The sequence below is a fragment of the Bradyrhizobium sp. HKCCYLS3013 genome (assembly GCF_051167615.1).
In the GTDB taxonomy this organism is placed as follows: Bacteria; Pseudomonadota; Alphaproteobacteria; order Rhizobiales; family Xanthobacteraceae; genus Bradyrhizobium.
Map to the genome: position 1 here is coordinate 228,870 of NZ_JBNPTK010000009.1, position 14,571 is coordinate 243,440.

Genomic DNA, 14,571 nt, shown 5'->3' on the forward strand with positions numbered 1-14,571 from the left:
CCGCTATAAGCCGCGCGCTCTGCCGCGTTGTGCAGTGAAGCATTAACGAGTCCTCGAGGGGGCTACCCCATGACAGTCGACGTCGCAGCTACGCCCGCGGAAGCGCCGGCGACCAACGGGCATGGCAACGCCCATTCCACGGCGAGCTTCGCGGCGCTGACACTGGGAAGCATCGGTGTCGTCTATGGCGACATCGGCACCAGCCCGCTGTACGCGTTGCGTGAAGCGGTCTTGGCTGCGAGCAGCAGCGGCGAGCCTGCGCCTCACGCCGTGATGGGGGTGATCTCGCTCATCCTGTGGGCTCTCATCGTCGTCGTGACCCTCAAATACGTCGTGATCCTGCTGCGCGCCGACAACCACGGCGAGGGCGGCACCCTGGCGCTGATGGCGCTCGCCCAGCGCGGAGTCGCGCGCGGCGCCAGCATCATCGTGCTGCTCGGCATCATCTCGGGCGCGCTGTTCTATGGCGATGCGGTGATCACGCCGGCTCTGTCCGTGCTGTCGGCGATCGAGGGCATCAAGCTGGTCACGGCGGCGTTCGAGCCCTACGTCGTGCCGTTGACCGTCGTGATTCTGGTCGCGCTGTTCGCTGTCCAGGCGCGCGGAACGGCCAAGGTTGCTGCGTTCTTCGGCCCGATCATGCTGATCTGGTTCCTGGTGATCGGCATCGCGGCGCTGCCGCCGATCCTGCGCCATCCCGAGGTGCTGTGGGCGATCAACCCGCTGAATGCCGTGACCTTCATGCTGCATCACGGCATCATCGGCTTCATCACGCTCGGCGCGGTGTTTCTGGCCGTCACCGGCGCGGAGGCGCTGTATGCCGACCTCGGCCATTTCGGCAAGCGGCCGATCCAAACCGCCTGGCTGTTCATCGTGCTGCCGTCGCTGGCGCTGAACTATCTGGGGCAGGGCGCGCTGGTGATCGCCGACGCGAAGGCGATCGAGAACCCCTTCTTCCTGATGTTTCCGGAGTGGGCGCTGATCCCGATGGTCGCGCTCGCCACCATGGCGACCGTCATCGCGAGCCAGGCCGTCATTACCGGTGCCTATTCGCTGACGCGTCAGGCGATTCAGCTCGGCCTGCTGCCACGCTTCGAGATCCGCCACACCTCCGAGGCGCATTCGGGCCAGATCTACATTCCGCGCATCAACAAGCTGCTGCTGATCTCGGTCATGCTGCTGGTGCTGATGTTCAAGTCATCGAGCGCGCTCGCCTCGGCCTACGGCATCTCGGTCACCGGCACCATGGTCGTCACCGCCATGATGGGCTTCGTCGTGATCTGGAAGGTCTGGCGATGGTCGCCGATTGCGGCGGCCGCCCTGATCGCGCCGTTCCTGTTCCTGGATCTGACCTTCCTGGCGGCGAACCTCCTGAAGGTGTTCGAAGGCGGCTGGGTGCCGCTGGCGCTGGGCGGCTTCGTGATGACGCTGATGTACACGTGGCGGCGCGGCAGCCGGCTCTTGTTCGACAAGTCGCGCAAGCTCGAATTCCCGCTCGCCGATCTCGTGACCATGCTTGAGAAGCGTCCGCCGCAACGGGTGGCCGGCACCGCCGTGTTCCTGACCAGCGATCCCTTGAGCGCGCCGACCGCGCTGATGCACAGCCTCAAGCACTACAAGGTGCTGCACGAAAAGAACGTCATCCTGACGATCGAGACCGCGCCGACGCCGCGCATCGAGCCGTCCGAACGGGTTCGCCTCGAGCAGATCAGTCCGACGTTTTCCAAGGTGACGTTGCGCTTCGGCTTCATGGAATCGCCCAACGTGCCGCGCGCACTTGCGATCGCGCGCAAGCTCGGCTGGCAGTTCGACATCATGTCGACCTCGTTCTTCCTGTCGCGCCGTGCGCTGAAGCCGGCTGCGCATTCAGGCATGCCGCGCTGGCAGGATCACCTGTTCATCTCAATGAGCCGCTCCGCCAACGACGCGACCGACTATTTTCAGATCCCGAGCGGACGGGTGGTGGAGGTCGGCACCCAGGTTACGATCTGAGCTCGAGACCCGTCTCCTCAGCGTGCCGAAGCGCTTGATTTTCGTAGCGTCTGGGGTGAGTTTGGCGACCGGATTGGGGCCGATATGGCCCTGGTGAAGGCTTGGAGGATGGGCGTGGCTGTTGTGCACGATTTGACCCCGCAGGACGTGGCCCAGGGGATCGCGGAAGGGCGAATTCTTCTGGTTGACGTGCGCGAGCCGAATGAAGTTTCTGCGGAAGCCTATCCCGACGGCGTCGTCGTTCCGCTGTCGGGCTTCGACCCGAAGCTGATCCCGGATCCGCAAGGCAAGGACGTCGTGTTCGCCTGCCGCTCCGGCAAGCGCTCGGTCACGGCCTCGCTGGCCGCGCAGGCCGCCGGTCTGCCCTACGACAAGCATCTCCAGGGCGGTATGCTCGGCTGGAAGGCGGCTGGCCTGCCGACCAGGACTGGCGGCTGACAGGCGATCATGATCTCGCAGAACAAGGTCTTTGCCGACCTGCCCGTCACCATTTTCGAGCAGATGTCGCAGCTCGCGCGCGACAACGACGCGATCAATCTGGGGCAGGGCTTTCCCGACGATCCGGGTCCGGAGGATATCCGCCGCGCCGCGGCCGACGCGGTCCTCAACGGCTACAACCAGTATCCGTCGATGATGGGCCTGCCGGAGCTGCGTCAGGCCATTGCCGCGCACTACAAGCACTGGCACAAGCTCGATCTCGATCCGATGAGCGAGGTCATGGTCACCTCCGGCGGCACCGAGGCGCTGACGTCGGCGATCCTGTCGGTGGTGGAGCCGGGCGACGAGGTGATCTGCTTCCAGCCGGTCTATGATTCATACTTGCCGATCATCCGCCAGGCCGGCGGCATTCCGCGCCTCGTCCGTCTGGAGCCGCCGCACTGGCGGCTGTCGGAGGAGATGCTGCGGCAGGCGTTCTCGCCAAAGACCAAGGCGGTGCTGTTCAACAACCCGCTCAACCCGGCCGCGGTGGTCTACCCGCGCGAGGATCTCGAGCTGCTGGCGCGCTTCTGCCAGGAGTTCGACGCGGTGGCGATCTGCGACGAGGTCTGGGAGCACGTCGTGTTCGACGGCCGCGCGCACATCCCGCTGATCAGCATTCCCGGCATGCGCGACCGCACCATCAAGGTCGGCTCGGCGGGCAAGATCTTCTCGCTGACGGGCTGGAAGATCGGCTTCGTCTGCGCCGCGCCGCATCTGCTGCGCGTCGCCGCCAAGGTGCATCAATTCCTGACCTTCACGACGGCGCCGAATCTTCAGGTCGCGGTCGCCTACGGCCTCGGCAAGTCGGACGACTACTTCATCAACATGCGCAGCGAGCTCGCGCGCAGCCGCGATCGGCTCACGGCCGGTCTCGAAAGCCTGGGCTTTCCCGTGCTGAAAGCGCAGGGGACGTACTTCCTCACCGTCGACCTTTCGCCGCTCGGCCTCAACGAGACCGACGAGCAGTTCTGCCGCCGCATCGTCCACGACTACAAGGTGGCCGCCATCCCGGTGTCGGCGTTCTACGAGACGGATGCCGTGACGTCCGTGGTGCGGTTCTGCTTCGCCAAGAAGGACGCCACCCTGGATACGGCGCTGGAGCGCCTCTCGGACGCCATCCACCGGCGCTAGGAGACACGAGTGATGACGCGCGGCTGCATGGGTTCGGCTCTGGCGCTGGCTGTCGCGGCGCTGACGCTCACGGGGGCGGCCGGTCGCGCAGAGGAGCGCGTCGTCAACTTCTACAACTGGTCGAACTACATGGCGCCCGGTGTCCTTGACGACTTCACCAAGGAGACCGGCATCAAGGTGGTCTACGACACATTCGACGCCAACGAGACCCTGGAGACGCGGCTGCTCGCCGGCAAATCCGGCTACGACGTCGTGGTGCCGACCGCGTACTTCCTGCAGCGCCAGATCAAGGCCAAGATATTCCAGCCGCTCGACAAGTCGAAGCTGCCCAATCTCGTCAATGCGTGGCCCGCCGTGACCGAGCGTCTGGCGACCTACGACCCCGGCAATCAGTTCGCCGCCAACTACATGTGGGGCACGACCGGGATCGGCTACAACGTCAAGGCGGTCGAGAAGATCCTGGGGCCCGGCGCGCGGATCGACAGCTGGGACATGGTGTTCAAGCCGGAGAACCTCGCCAAGTTCAAGGACTGCGGCGTCCACATGCTGGATTCCGCCGACGACATCTTTCCGGCGGCGCTGAACTATCTTGGCCTCGACCCGAACTCGACCAGGCAGGCCGATCTGGAGAAGGCGGCCGAGGTGGTCGGCAAGGTCGCACCATCCGTGCGCAAGTTTCATTCGTCGGAATACTTAAGCGCGCTCGCCACCGGCGAGATCTGCCTCGTCGTCGGCTGGTCCGGCGACATCATGCAGGCGCGCAGCCGCGCGGAAGAAGCGAAGAACGGCGTCGAGATCGGCTACGCAATCCCGAAAGAGGGCGCGCAGATGTTCTTCGACAATTTTGCGATTCCCACTGACGCTCCGCACGTGGCCGAAGCCTATGCGCTGATCAATTATCTCTACCGGCCCGAGGTCGCGGCCAAGAACTCCGACTTCCTGTCCTATGCCAACGGCAACCTGGCGAGCCAGAAGCTGATCGATCCAAAAATCTTTGGCGACAAGAACATCTATCCGGATGAGACGACGCTGAAGAAGCTGTTCGTCATCACCGCCCGCGAGCCCGCGACGCAGCGCGTCATCAACCGGCTCTGGACGAAGGTGAAGACCGGGCGGTAGCCAGCGCTGCTGCCGGCATTGCGAACGCTGCGAAGCAATCCAGGGCTGAGAAGAAGATCTGGGTTGCTTCGTCGCGTTGCTCCTCGCAATGACTCCGCGGGATTACCCCAGCCGATGCATCGCGCAGAGCTTGTTGCCGTCGAGGTCGCGCAGATATGCCAGATAGAGTTTGCCGGCGGAGCCTTCACGAACGCCGGGCGGATTTTCGCAGCTGGTGCCGCCGGCTTCGAGCCCGGCTGCATGCCAGGCGTCTGCCTGCTCAGGTGAGTTGCAGGCAAAGCCGATCGTGCCGCCATTGGCGTGCGTGGCCGGCTCACCGTTGATCGGCTTCGACACCCCGAAAATGCCGGTCGGCGTGATGTAGAAGATGCGGTGGCCGTCGACCCGTGCCGGCCTCACGCCGAGCGTTCCCAGCAGCTTGTCGTAGAAGGCCTTGGCCTTGTCGAGGTCGTTGGTGCCGATCATCACATGCGAAAACATTCGCGCTTGTCCTCCCTGCAGCTTCCGAACAGCCGTCGGATACGCGACCAAGGTAGCGAGCGTCGATGGATGAGGTAAGCGTTTTCTTTCAAGGGCCCGTCAGCGGTAAGTGGTGCTGCAGCGCTGCTTCCCTGCAGCGGAATTTGTCCGGGCGCGGGCTACCGCCAGCGCCGATGCAGCCAGAGCCATTGCTCGGGATATTCGCGCACCCAACTCTCGACGACGTCGGTGATCGCCTGCGTCGTGCCCTGGATGTCGATCTGACCATCGGCCGTCCGGACCGGCTTCACCTCCTCCGAGACTTCGGCGCGGAAGCGATTGCCGGGGAGGCGGATGATGCGGACGCCGTGCACCGGGCATTCGACCTGGCGCAACAGGCGGGCGAGCATCGGATTGGCGCGGGTCTTGCGGCCGAAGAAGGTGACCTCGACGCCGCCGGTCAGGTACTGATCGACCAGCATGGCAACGTGCTGGCCGTTCTTGAGCGCCTGTGCCAGCCGCAGCGGTGCGTCGCGGCCGGCCGGGACCAGTGTGCCCATCTTGACCTGCCGCATCTCCTGGATGATGCGGTCGGCGGCGGCGATGTTGGGCCGGCGATAGAGGATCGCCGTATCGAGCTTATGGGCGACCGCCGCCAGCGCCGGCATCTCCCAATTGGCGAGGTGGCTGGCAAAGATCAGCGCCGGCTTGCCGTCGAGACGGAGCTGATGAAACAGCTCATGGGTGCGCGGCGACAGCTCGATCCGGCTGCGCTCGGGATGCGCCTCGTCGTAATCCCAGATCTTGTCGAGATGGGCGAACTCGGCGCCGACGCGGCCGAGATTGTCCCACACGCCGGCGAGGATCTTCTCGATCTCCTCGGGCGATTTCTCCGGAAAGGCCGCGGTGAGATTGTCGCGACCAATGCGCTGCTCGCGCAGCCGCGGACCGATCCGCTGCGCGATGCGCGCGAAGCGGTCGGCCGTCTTCTGCGGGTCGAAATAGCGCGTGGTCCTGAGCATGCCGACCGTCAGCGCACCGACGGCGGAGGCCCCGGCCGACTTCACGGCTCGGCGGATCACGAGCTTGGTCCGGAGGGGCAGGAGACTCATCGATGTGACAGGCGGATCAGGCCGGTTCGCGCGTCAGGATCAGCGAGGCGTTCTGGCCGCCGAAGCCGAACGAATTCGACATCACGGTGGTCACGCGCGCATCGCGGGCCTTGTTGCCGACGACGTCGAACAGGATTGCGGGATCCGGAATGTCGTAGTTGATGGTCGGCGGAATGCGCTGATGCTCAAGCGTCTGCAGCGAGAAGATCGCTTCGACCGCGCCGGCCGCCGAGATGGTGTGGCCGACCATCGACTTGTTCGACGACACCGGGATCTTGCCGGTGTGCTCGCCAAACACGGCGGAGACGCCGACATATTCCATCTTGTCGTTCTCGGGCGTGGCGGTGCCGTGGGCATTGATATGGTCGATCTGCTCCGGCGCCATGCCGGCATCGGCGAGCGCCTTGCGGATGCAGCCGATGATCGGCTTGCCGTCCGGCGAGGAGCGGGTGCGGTGGAAGGAGTCGGTCAGCTCGCCGCAGCCGGCGACGACGCCGAGGATCTTGGCGCCGCGCGCCACGGCCGCGTCGTAGCTTTCCAGCACCAGCGCGCCGGCGCCCTCGGCCATCACGAAGCCATCGCGATTCTTCGAGAACGGCTTGGAGGCGGCCTGCGGCGGGTCGTTCTGGGTCGACAGCGCCGACAGCAGCGAGAAGCGCACGAGCCCTTCCGGATTGACCGAGCCTTCGGTGGCGGCGCATAGCGCGACGTCAGTCTCACCGCGCCGGATGGCTTCGACGCCGAGCTGGATCGCGGTCGCGCCGGAGGCGCAGGCAGTCGACAGCGAGATCGGCGAGCCCTTGGTGCCGAAGGTGTCGGACAGCGAATCGGCGACGGAGCCGAACAGGAAGCGGTGGTGATAGTTGACGAACTTGCCGCCGCCGCAGACCTTCAGCAGGTCGTCATAGGTGAACTGAGTGCCGCCAACCTCATGCGCGAGCTCCAGGCGCTGCGGCCACTCGATCTCGACGGGCGCCACGGCGAGAAACAGCGGGCCCGGGAAGTCGCCCTTGCTGCCGATTCCAGCCTGCGCGATGGCTTCCTCGACGGCCATGTGGCCGAGCCGCTCGGACAGGCCCGTCGACGTGAACGGCGCCACGGGGACGAAATCGACCGTGCCGGCCATGGTCGTCTTCAAGCCGTCGATCGGAAAGCGCGTGATGGTGCGGATGCCGGACTCGCCGGCCACGAGCTTGTTCCAATTATCGGACTTGCCGGCCCCAAGGGAGGTGACGATGCCCATCCCGGTCACGACCACGATGGGGCGTCCAAACTTGTCGCGTACACTCATGATGTCCCCCGTCGCGTCTTCTTAAGGCCGTACCGTGTTCACTTGACTGCTTCGACCAAGGCCATGCCTTCGCCGCGGTAGTGGCCGGCGCCGACCACCACGATCTGGGTCGGAGCCTCCTTCATCTCTGCCTCCACACCCGAGGCGTCGCCCGGTGCGAACAGGGCGCCGCGCGAGATCGAAAGTGCGGCAAGCGCCAGACCAAGCGCGAAATGCGCTTCCATCGTGTGGCCGAAGCGGGTCCCGCTCGAGCGCACCGCGAACGCCTTGTGATGGTCGAGGAAGGCGCGCTCCTCCGAGGTCACCGGCTCCGCACCGGTCGCGCCCGTGATGATGGCGCCGGGGGCCTCGTGGACGTCGAGCGCCGACCATAGACGGTCCAGCGTTCCGGTCACCGCGCCTGCCTCCTTGCGGCGGGCGCGGTCGGCGACGACCTTGCTGAGCCGCGCCAGCGGCTTGGCGCCGCGGGCTTCGGCATGCGGCTTGGATTCCAGCACCAGGAACGCGCCGGCCGATCCGAGCGCGAAGCCCGGATGGTCCTTGCGGGACCAGACCGGCTTGAATTCGTTCTTCAGATTGTAGTCGCCGAACTCGTACAGCACGAGCAGATCCTTGCGCTCGCCATTGTGCGAGCCGCCGACCAGCGCGATGTCGCTCTGGCGGCCGGCGATGCGGGCCAAGGCGATCTTGAACGCGTCGACGCCCGCAACCTCCTCGCCCATGAAGGTGCGCGAGGTGCCGCAGACGCCGTGCGAGATCGCGATGTTGCCGGCGAGCAGGTTGGACAACTGCGCCAGGAACAGGGTCGGGCGCAGGTCGCTCATCAGCCGGTCGTTCAGGAAGCCAGGCGTGCAATTGCCCTGGGCCTCCGCGTTGAGGATCGCTGTGTCGACGGAGATGTCGCGCTCGCCGCCGCCCGCGGCCACGATCATGTCCATCCGGGACAGGATGTCCTTGTTGCCCTTGAGGCCGGCGGAATCCAGCGCAAGCCCGGCGGCATAGGTGCCGATGCGCTGCCACGCCTCCATCTGGCGCTGCTCCTTCTTCGGGATCTGCGCTTCCAGATTCACCTTGGCCCAGGGATGCACGATGTAGGGTGCAAAACCCTGCTCGTCGACGTTGATCTGGCCGGCGTTGAGGGCCTCCCAGTTCGCATCGAGTCCCTCGCCGAGCGAGGTCGCAAGGCCGATACCGGTGATCCAGACTTCGACGGGCTCGGAGGTCACGGCTGTCGTCTCACTCATCGCTGTAGGACCTGTTGCGGAAAGCCGACGCGCTCGGCGACGGCGTCCATGTGTCCGCGCAGCTCCGGATTGGGGAAGGGGACGTGGCTGAAGGTGATCGTCGCGTTCGAGCGTAGCTTGCCGCCGACCTTCACGCGCGCTTCGGTCATGGCATAGCCGGAGCCCTCGTGCAGCACGTTGGCCTCGACGGTCAGCACCTCGCCCGGCGACACGAAGCCGCGCATCTTGGCCTCCTTGACCGCGGCGAGGAACGGCATCCGCTCGAACTTCATGAGCGCGAGCAGCAGCCAGCCCGATGTCTGCGCCATCGATTCGATCAGGAGAACGCCGGGCATGATCGGATAGCCCGGGAAATGTCCTTCGAAGATCGTGCTTTCGGTGGGGACCTTGGCTTCGACGGTGATGGCCTTCTCGTCCAGCCGAAGATCGAGAATGCGGTCGATGAGCAGGAAGTATTCGATCTGCATGGCAGGCGCTCACGCGCCCTTGGCGGCGACCAGCTCGTCGATGCGGGCGCACAGGTTCTTCAGCACGAAATACTGCTCGGTGCTGGCTTTGCCGTCGTTGACTTCCTGCGTCCACTTCTCGAGTGGCAGCTTGATCCCGAAGGCCTTGTCGATCGCAAACGCGATGTCGAGGAAATCGAGGCTGTCGATGCCCAGATCGTCGATGGCGTGGCTATCCGGCGTGATCGTGTCGCGCGGGATGTCGCAGGTTTCAGCGATGATCGTGGCGACCTGATCGAATGTTGAGGACATCACTAAGCCTTTGATATTTTGGAGCTAATCCGGTAGGTGGCGACGGGAGGACACCGCGCCCCCGGGGCGTCTGATGCGAGCCCTTTTACCCCCGTCGCCCGGGGAGTCGTGTGCCCGTATATCGGAGCGACGCGGTGAGTTCAATGGAGCCGGACACGGCGGTTGTGGCGGGATTGTGATGCCCCGCCGGCCGCGGCAGCCGCGTCCAGCAGGGGATCAGGGCGTGTAGGTCTCGGTGATGATGCGGGCGCAGTCGCGCCGTCCGGTCAGCAGGCAGTCCTGGGTCTTGCGCAGGTCGGCAATGCTCATCGCCAGCCAGATGCCGATCGCGGTCAACGCGACCGTGAAGGCGATGGCGGCGATGTTGGCCAGGATGCGGTGACGGAAGTCATCGGGCTCCTCACGCGGCTGCTCATACCGGGAGAGATCGAGTGTCGGCTGCTCGCGCCGGTGCAGCTGAATCGGCGGACTGCCGCCCTCGGCCGCGCGCCGCACCGGACTGCTGCGCGGCCGGAACGGCACCACGCGATGCTCTTCCTCCGCTGCAATGGGGCGCTGGGACTTCATGCCTCGACTCCGATGGTCCTTTTTAGCACGCGGGCCCAACCTCTCACAAAGAAAGTTTGCCATAATTGAGCTGCATCAGCAAAACATCTCCCTCCTCGGATGCATCCAGTCGGCGCCTGCTCCGCGGGTGATTGGAACCTGCCGCGGTCGGTCCGAACGGCGTCGCAGCTCGGGGAAGATGCGCTGGAACGGCTCGGCAGGCGTGGCATAATGCTGATCATCCCCCTGGAAGCCCAGCCATGGCCAATACCCGCGAGCCGCTGCTTCATCCCGTGCCGATCCTGTCGCTGCGCCCGACCCAGATGACCGTCGGCATGCGCGAGGTGAAGGAGAAGCGCGAGCGCTGGCGCGAGCACAAGTCGAAGAAGAAGCAGGCCGAGCTGCTCGGCAAGCACATGATCCCGGTGGTGCTCGGTCCCGACGAGCGGCACTACGTCGTCGACCACCATCACCTCGCCCGCGCGCTCCATGACGAGGGCGTCAAGGATGTGCTGGTCACGGTGATCGGCGACCTCTCGATGGTCGATCGGGAGGCGTTCTGGGGCGTGATGGACAACAAGCGCTGGGTCTATCCTTACGACGCCAAGGGCGTGCGGCGGCATTTCAAGGATCTGCCGAAGACCGTCGCGAATCTGAAGGACGATCCGTTCCGCAGCCTGGCCGGTGAGCTGCGCCGCGCCGGCGGCTTTGCCAAGGACACGACGCCGTTCAGCGAGTTCCTATGGGCCGACTTCCTGCGCCGCAAGGTCAAGCGCAAGACGGTCGAGACCCATTTCGCCGCCGCCATGGAGCACGCGCTGGCGGCCGCAAAGAGCCACGACGCGGTCTATCTGCCCGGCTGGTGCGGGCCGGCGTCGGACGATTGATCGTCTCACTTGGTCTTCGGCAGCCGCCCCATCAGGTAGAACTCGTCGTTGGGCCGCATGCCTGTGACATTCGCCATCCGGTTCGACAGCGCGAAGAATGCCGCGATTGCGGCGATGTCCCAGATGTCGTCGTCGCTGAAACCGTGGCCGGCCAGCGCCTTGAAATCGGCGTCCCCGACGGTCTGCGCCTCGAGCGCCACCTTCATCGCGAAATCGAGCATCGCCCGCTGCCGCGGCGTGATGTCGGCCTTGCGGTAGTTGATCGCGATCTGGTCGGCGATCAGGGGACTCTTGGCGCGGATGCGCAGGATCGCGCCATGCGCGATGACGCAATACTGGCACTGGTTGGCGCTCGAGGTCGCCACCACGATCATCTCGCGCTCGGCCTTGGTCAGCCCGCCGTCCTTCTCCATCAGCGCGTCGTGATACGCAAAGAACGCGCGGAACTCGTCCGGCCGGTGCGCGAGTGTCAGGAACACGTTGGGCACGAAGCCGCTCTTCTCCTGCACGCCGAGCAGCCGGGTGCGGATGTCGTCCGGCAAGGCGTCGATTGCGGGAACGGGAAAGCGGCTGATGGGAGCTTGCGTCATGGCAACGGGTCCGGCGTGCGTGGCAGGGGGCGAACCTTAGTCGATCGCCGCGCAGGCGCAACGGTCCAGCTCAGCCCATCACCTTGCTTTTGGCGACGTGCCCGCAACGCCTCCTCGGGGCGTCATCGACCGGGATTTGAGAGCGGCGGCCGCCGTGTTTAGCGCAGCGGCTTCTTCAACAGGGAGAAGCGGTCCGGATCGAGCCCCATCGACGGCTGCAGCATTGGCGCGTCCAGCGATGCGGACATACTTCCTCGATCCCCGAGGTTGCCGGCGCCGCCGTCGCCGCTCGAGGCGTCCCGGCTCGAGGTCGCTCCGCGCCAGCGCTCCAGCACGGCACTGACGAAATGCATGTCGTGTCCGGCATTCACCGAGCGGACGGTGGCGATCGTCGCCTCGCTGCGCGGCAATTGATGCAGCGGCACCTCCTTGAAGCGCAGCCGGGTCGGCAGCGCGACGCCTTCGCCGAACGCCAGCACCTCGCGGGTGCCGAGCGAGGGGACGAAGGAGAGCAGGTTGGCGGCGGCGTCCGACACCGCCGAGCGCAGCAGCGACTGGTCGCGCTCGTTGGCGAGGCGCATCGTGAACAGCGTGTTGCACTGGGAGATGATGGTGGCGTCGAGCTCGGCCGGCCGCTGGGTAATCAGGCCGAGATAGACGCCGTATTTCCGGCCTTCCTTGGCAATGCGCGAGATCGCCTTGCGGGTCGGGCCGAAGCCGATCGAGCGGTCGGCGGAGGCGTAGCGGTGGGCCTCCTCGCAGACGAACAGCAGCGGCGAGACGCCGTCGCTCCACAGCCCGAAATCGAACGCCATGCGGCACACCACCGACACGACGGAATCGACAACCTCGGCCGGGAAGCCGGCGAGCTGCATCACCGTCATCGGCCGGCCGTTGGCGGGCAGGCGGAACAGGTGGCTGATGACCTCGGCCATGGTGTCGCCGCCGACATTGGCGTTGTCGAACATGAAGGCGTAGCGCGGGTCGTTGCGTACGGTCTCGATGCGCGAGATCAGCTTGTGATAGATGATGCGCGAGGAGCGGTTCTCGAGCTTGCCCATCCGCTCGTCGATCAGGTTGATCAGGTCGACGAGGCGGTAGGGCACCGGCGTATCGACGGTGTAGCCGACCATCTTGGGGTCGACGCGCTTGAGCCCGATGCGGTCCGTGTTCTGGTACTGGGTGTAGATGCCCTTTGCCAGCGGGATCACTTCGGCCAGGATGTCGAGCTCTTCCGGCACGCCGGGCCGGCCGCCGAACAGGACGTCGACGATCTCCTCGAAATTGAACAGCCAGAACGGCAGCTTCAGGTTGCGCGGGTTCAGCACCAGCGCCTTTTCACCAAAGCAGCGGCCGTATTCGTTGTGGACGTCGAGCAGGAAGATGCGCAGGTTCGGCCGCGCCTTCAGGATCTCGTTGAGCAGCAGCGACACGCCGGTCGATTTGCCCACGCCGGTCGATCCAAGCACCGCGAAATGCTTCGACAGCATTTCCTCGACATTGACACAGGCGCGCACGGAGGTGTCCTGCTGCAGCGCGCCGATGTCGATGTGGTCGCCGGCGGTCGGCGTGTAGATCGTGCGCAGCTCCTCGCTCGTGATCATGTCGACGGCGTCGCCGATGGTCGGGTAGTGGGTGACGCCGCGTTGGAACTTGGGCCGTTCGGCCGGCCCGAGAATCTCGCCGAGCAGGTCTACCGACGCCGTCGCGACGTATTCGCTGGCATGCGAGAGGTCCTCGCTGGTCACCTCGGTGATGATCGCAATGATCGTGGCGCTCGGGCAGCGAATGCTGATGAAACGGCCGACTGTCGCGCGGATATCGGAGACGTTCATCTGCTGTTTCGACAGAATGCCGACGCGGGCCTGGGAGCCCCGCACCGAGATCACGCGTCCGAAGGATGTCACGGTCATGAAACCTGTGGTGAATTGTTGAGCTGACACCTTCTCTGCTGGGACTGGAAAATTTGTTAAGCGGGCAATGTTTGTGAACGCGCCGGCGCCCGGCCCGGCCGTCGGAGGGGCGCGCGGAGCGTTGCGATCGCGCCTCCTCAATGGGGCCTAACACTTTGGAGTGTAAGGATTTCTGCATCCTTCCCTAAAGCGTTGCGCGAGCCGTTCGGGTTAACGTCCGGTTCACCATCTCCAAGGCTCTTCCTTCAGGGCTCTTCGGCGCTGGACGCCCCGACCCCGAAAGCAACCTGGATGGGTTACCGCACCGATCCGAAAGCCGTCCGGCCGCTCAGCGATTTGATCGCAATCAATCTGGAACCCGGGCGTGCCGGCTATATCTTTCCCGTCAAGCGCGAGGGAGCGGATGCCGGCCGATCTCGTCGGATGACATTGGTCGCGCCCATGCCGTTGCAGACCTGATCCTCGCGTGAAGCAGGAGGATGATGTTATGGCTGAACCTACCAAGCTGCCCGTCAACACCGAGAAGGCAGGTGCGCCCTCCATGCAGGGATGGCGGCCGTTCGAGAACCTGCGCCGCGAGATCGATCGCGTGTTCGAGGACTTCCATGGCGGGATCTGGCGCACACCGTCGCTGTTCGACCAACTGCCGGGTCTGGCCCGCGCACGGTCCTTTGCCGTGGCGCCGGCGGTCGACGTCGCCGAGCACGACAATGCCTATGAGGTCACGGCTGAGTTGCCCGGCCTCGACGAGAAGAACGTCGAGGTGAAGGTTGCGAGCGGCGTGCTCTCGATCAAGGGCGAGAAGCAGGAGGACAAGGAGGAGAAGAAGAAGGACTATTACGTCCGTGAGCGCAGCTTCGGCTCGTTCGAACGCTCCTTCCAGATCCCCGACGGCGTCGACACCGACAAGATCGAGGCCGTGTTCAAGCAGGGGGTGCTCAAGGTCACCCTGCCGAAGAAACCCGAGGTACAGAAGGCCGCCAAGACCATCGACATCAAGGCGGCGTGACCGCATCCTGTGGCTTTCTGTCCCATGATCATGGGACAGA

At 65.1% G+C, this 14,571-nt stretch carries 16 protein-coding genes; 7 read left to right on the plus strand and 9 right to left on the minus strand.

Annotated features, from left to right (window positions below; genetic code table 11):
- The first annotated feature begins 69 nt into the window (after positions 1-69).
- From ACQR1F_RS18330 to ACQR1F_RS18345, 4 genes are all read left to right on the plus strand, one after another.
- Entirely contained in the window at positions 70-1,992 is a 1,923-nt protein-coding gene (locus ACQR1F_RS18330; protein WP_316180692.1) for a potassium transporter Kup, read from the plus strand.
- A 108-nt stretch (positions 1,993-2,100) separates the two neighbouring features.
- Positions 2,101-2,430, plus strand: coding sequence for a rhodanese-like domain-containing protein (locus ACQR1F_RS18335; RefSeq protein WP_315714496.1), 330 nt, complete (start codon positions 2,101-2,103; stop codon positions 2,428-2,430).
- 9 nt (positions 2,431-2,439) lie between these two features.
- Positions 2,440-3,603, plus strand: coding sequence for an aminotransferase (locus ACQR1F_RS18340; protein ID WP_434907836.1), 1,164 nt, complete (start codon positions 2,440-2,442; stop codon positions 3,601-3,603).
- Between the two features lie 12 nt (positions 3,604-3,615).
- Positions 3,616-4,722 (plus strand): polyamine ABC transporter substrate-binding protein, encoded by a 1,107-nt coding sequence (locus ACQR1F_RS18345; RefSeq protein WP_316180696.1) that lies wholly within the window; start codon positions 3,616-3,618, stop codon positions 4,720-4,722.
- A 102-nt stretch (positions 4,723-4,824) separates the two neighbouring features.
- On the opposite strand, the gene ACQR1F_RS18350 is transcribed toward ACQR1F_RS18345, so the two are convergent.
- From ACQR1F_RS18350 to ACQR1F_RS18380, 7 genes are all read right to left on the minus strand, one after another.
- Positions 4,825-5,202 carry a VOC family protein gene (locus ACQR1F_RS18350; RefSeq protein ID WP_315803104.1) on the minus strand — a complete coding sequence of 126 codons (378 nt, stop codon included), beginning with the start codon at positions 5,200-5,202 and terminating at the stop codon, positions 4,825-4,827.
- Positions 5,203-5,360: 158 nt separating this feature from the next.
- Entirely contained in the window at positions 5,361-6,293 is a 933-nt protein-coding gene (locus ACQR1F_RS18355; RefSeq protein ID WP_434913592.1) for a lipid A biosynthesis lauroyl acyltransferase, read from the minus strand.
- Between the two features lie 16 nt (positions 6,294-6,309).
- On the minus strand, positions 6,310-7,584 hold the full coding sequence (locus ACQR1F_RS18360; RefSeq protein ID WP_409997940.1) for a beta-ketoacyl-ACP synthase: 1,275 nt from the start codon (positions 7,582-7,584) through the stop codon (positions 6,310-6,312).
- 38 nt (positions 7,585-7,622) lie between these two features.
- The gene (locus ACQR1F_RS18365) at positions 7,623-8,828 is read right to left on the minus strand and encodes a beta-ketoacyl-ACP synthase (protein WP_315803106.1); all 1,206 of its coding nucleotides are present in this window, start codon (positions 8,826-8,828) and stop codon (positions 7,623-7,625) included.
- The gene (locus tag ACQR1F_RS18370; RefSeq protein WP_315803107.1) at positions 8,825-9,295 is read right to left on the minus strand and encodes a 3-hydroxyacyl-ACP dehydratase FabZ family protein; all 471 of its coding nucleotides are present in this window, start codon (positions 9,293-9,295) and stop codon (positions 8,825-8,827) included. The genes ACQR1F_RS18365 and ACQR1F_RS18370 overlap by 4 nt, the downstream gene beginning before the upstream one ends.
- Before the next feature lie 9 nt (positions 9,296-9,304).
- Positions 9,305-9,586 (minus strand): acyl carrier protein, encoded by a 282-nt coding sequence (locus ACQR1F_RS18375; RefSeq protein ID WP_006609130.1) that lies wholly within the window; start codon positions 9,584-9,586, stop codon positions 9,305-9,307.
- 216 nt (positions 9,587-9,802) lie between these two features.
- On the minus strand, positions 9,803-10,153 hold the full coding sequence (locus ACQR1F_RS18380) for a hypothetical protein (protein ID WP_315803108.1): 351 nt from the start codon (positions 10,151-10,153) through the stop codon (positions 9,803-9,805).
- Positions 10,154-10,392: 239 nt separating this feature from the next.
- Between ACQR1F_RS18380 and ACQR1F_RS18385 the strand changes: the two genes are divergently transcribed.
- Entirely contained in the window at positions 10,393-11,019 is a 627-nt protein-coding gene (locus ACQR1F_RS18385; protein ID WP_315803109.1) for a ParB-like protein, read from the plus strand.
- Positions 11,020-11,024: 5 nt separating this feature from the next.
- Here ACQR1F_RS18385 and ACQR1F_RS18390 read toward each other — a convergent pair whose 3' ends face one another.
- Both ACQR1F_RS18390 and ACQR1F_RS18395 read right to left on the minus strand, forming a co-directional pair.
- Positions 11,025-11,609: a peroxidase-related enzyme gene (locus tag ACQR1F_RS18390; RefSeq protein WP_315803110.1), complete on the minus strand. Its 585-nt coding sequence runs from the start codon at positions 11,607-11,609 to the stop codon at positions 11,025-11,027.
- Positions 11,610-11,767: 158 nt separating this feature from the next.
- A complete protein-coding gene (locus ACQR1F_RS18395; protein ID WP_315803111.1) occupies positions 11,768-13,522 on the minus strand; it encodes an ATP-binding protein in 1,755 nt (584 codons plus the stop codon).
- 291 nt (positions 13,523-13,813) lie between these two features.
- On the opposite strand from ACQR1F_RS18395, the gene ACQR1F_RS18400 reads away from it, so the two are divergent.
- Both ACQR1F_RS18400 and ACQR1F_RS18405 read left to right on the plus strand, forming a co-directional pair.
- Positions 13,814-13,981, plus strand: a complete 168-nt coding sequence (locus tag ACQR1F_RS18400) for a hypothetical protein (protein ID WP_434913593.1) — start codon at positions 13,814-13,816, stop codon at positions 13,979-13,981.
- A 28-nt stretch (positions 13,982-14,009) separates the two neighbouring features.
- A complete protein-coding gene (locus ACQR1F_RS18405) occupies positions 14,010-14,531 on the plus strand; it encodes an Hsp20/alpha crystallin family protein (RefSeq protein WP_315714485.1) in 522 nt (173 codons plus the stop codon).
- Positions 14,532-14,571 lie beyond the last annotated feature (40 nt).

Excerpts from the sequence above, each read along its gene's own strand:
- ACQR1F_RS18330 (WP_316180692.1), top strand. The coding sequence starts at position 70 with ATGACAGTCGACGTCGCAGCTACGCCCGCGGAAGCGCCGGCGACCAAC.
- ACQR1F_RS18335 (WP_315714496.1), top strand. The coding sequence starts at position 2,101 with ATGGGCGTGGCTGTTGTGCACGATTTGACCCCGCAGGACGTGGCCCAG.
- ACQR1F_RS18340 (WP_434907836.1), top strand. The coding sequence starts at position 2,440 with ATGATCTCGCAGAACAAGGTCTTTGCCGACCTGCCCGTCACCATTTTC.
- ACQR1F_RS18345 (WP_316180696.1), top strand. The coding sequence starts at position 3,616 with ATGACGCGCGGCTGCATGGGTTCGGCTCTGGCGCTGGCTGTCGCGGCG.
- ACQR1F_RS18350 (WP_315803104.1), bottom strand. The coding sequence starts at position 5,202 with ATGTTTTCGCATGTGATGATCGGCACCAACGACCTCGACAAGGCCAAG.
- ACQR1F_RS18355 (WP_434913592.1), bottom strand. The coding sequence starts at position 6,293 with ATGAGTCTCCTGCCCCTCCGGACCAAGCTCGTGATCCGCCGAGCCGTG.
- ACQR1F_RS18360 (WP_409997940.1), bottom strand. The coding sequence starts at position 7,584 with ATGAGTGTACGCGACAAGTTTGGACGCCCCATCGTGGTCGTGACCGGG.
- ACQR1F_RS18365 (WP_315803106.1), bottom strand. The coding sequence starts at position 8,828 with ATGAGTGAGACGACAGCCGTGACCTCCGAGCCCGTCGAAGTCTGGATC.
- ACQR1F_RS18370 (WP_315803107.1), bottom strand. The coding sequence starts at position 9,295 with ATGCAGATCGAATACTTCCTGCTCATCGACCGCATTCTCGATCTTCGG.
- ACQR1F_RS18375 (WP_006609130.1), bottom strand. The coding sequence starts at position 9,586 with ATGTCCTCAACATTCGATCAGGTCGCCACGATCATCGCTGAAACCTGC.
- ACQR1F_RS18380 (WP_315803108.1), bottom strand. The coding sequence starts at position 10,153 with ATGAAGTCCCAGCGCCCCATTGCAGCGGAGGAAGAGCATCGCGTGGTG.
- ACQR1F_RS18385 (WP_315803109.1), top strand. The coding sequence starts at position 10,393 with ATGGCCAATACCCGCGAGCCGCTGCTTCATCCCGTGCCGATCCTGTCG.
- ACQR1F_RS18390 (WP_315803110.1), bottom strand. The coding sequence starts at position 11,609 with ATGACGCAAGCTCCCATCAGCCGCTTTCCCGTTCCCGCAATCGACGCC.
- ACQR1F_RS18395 (WP_315803111.1), bottom strand. The coding sequence starts at position 13,522 with ATGACCGTGACATCCTTCGGACGCGTGATCTCGGTGCGGGGCTCCCAG.
- ACQR1F_RS18400 (WP_434913593.1), top strand. The coding sequence starts at position 13,814 with ATGGGTTACCGCACCGATCCGAAAGCCGTCCGGCCGCTCAGCGATTTG.
- ACQR1F_RS18405 (WP_315714485.1), top strand. The coding sequence starts at position 14,010 with ATGGCTGAACCTACCAAGCTGCCCGTCAACACCGAGAAGGCAGGTGCG.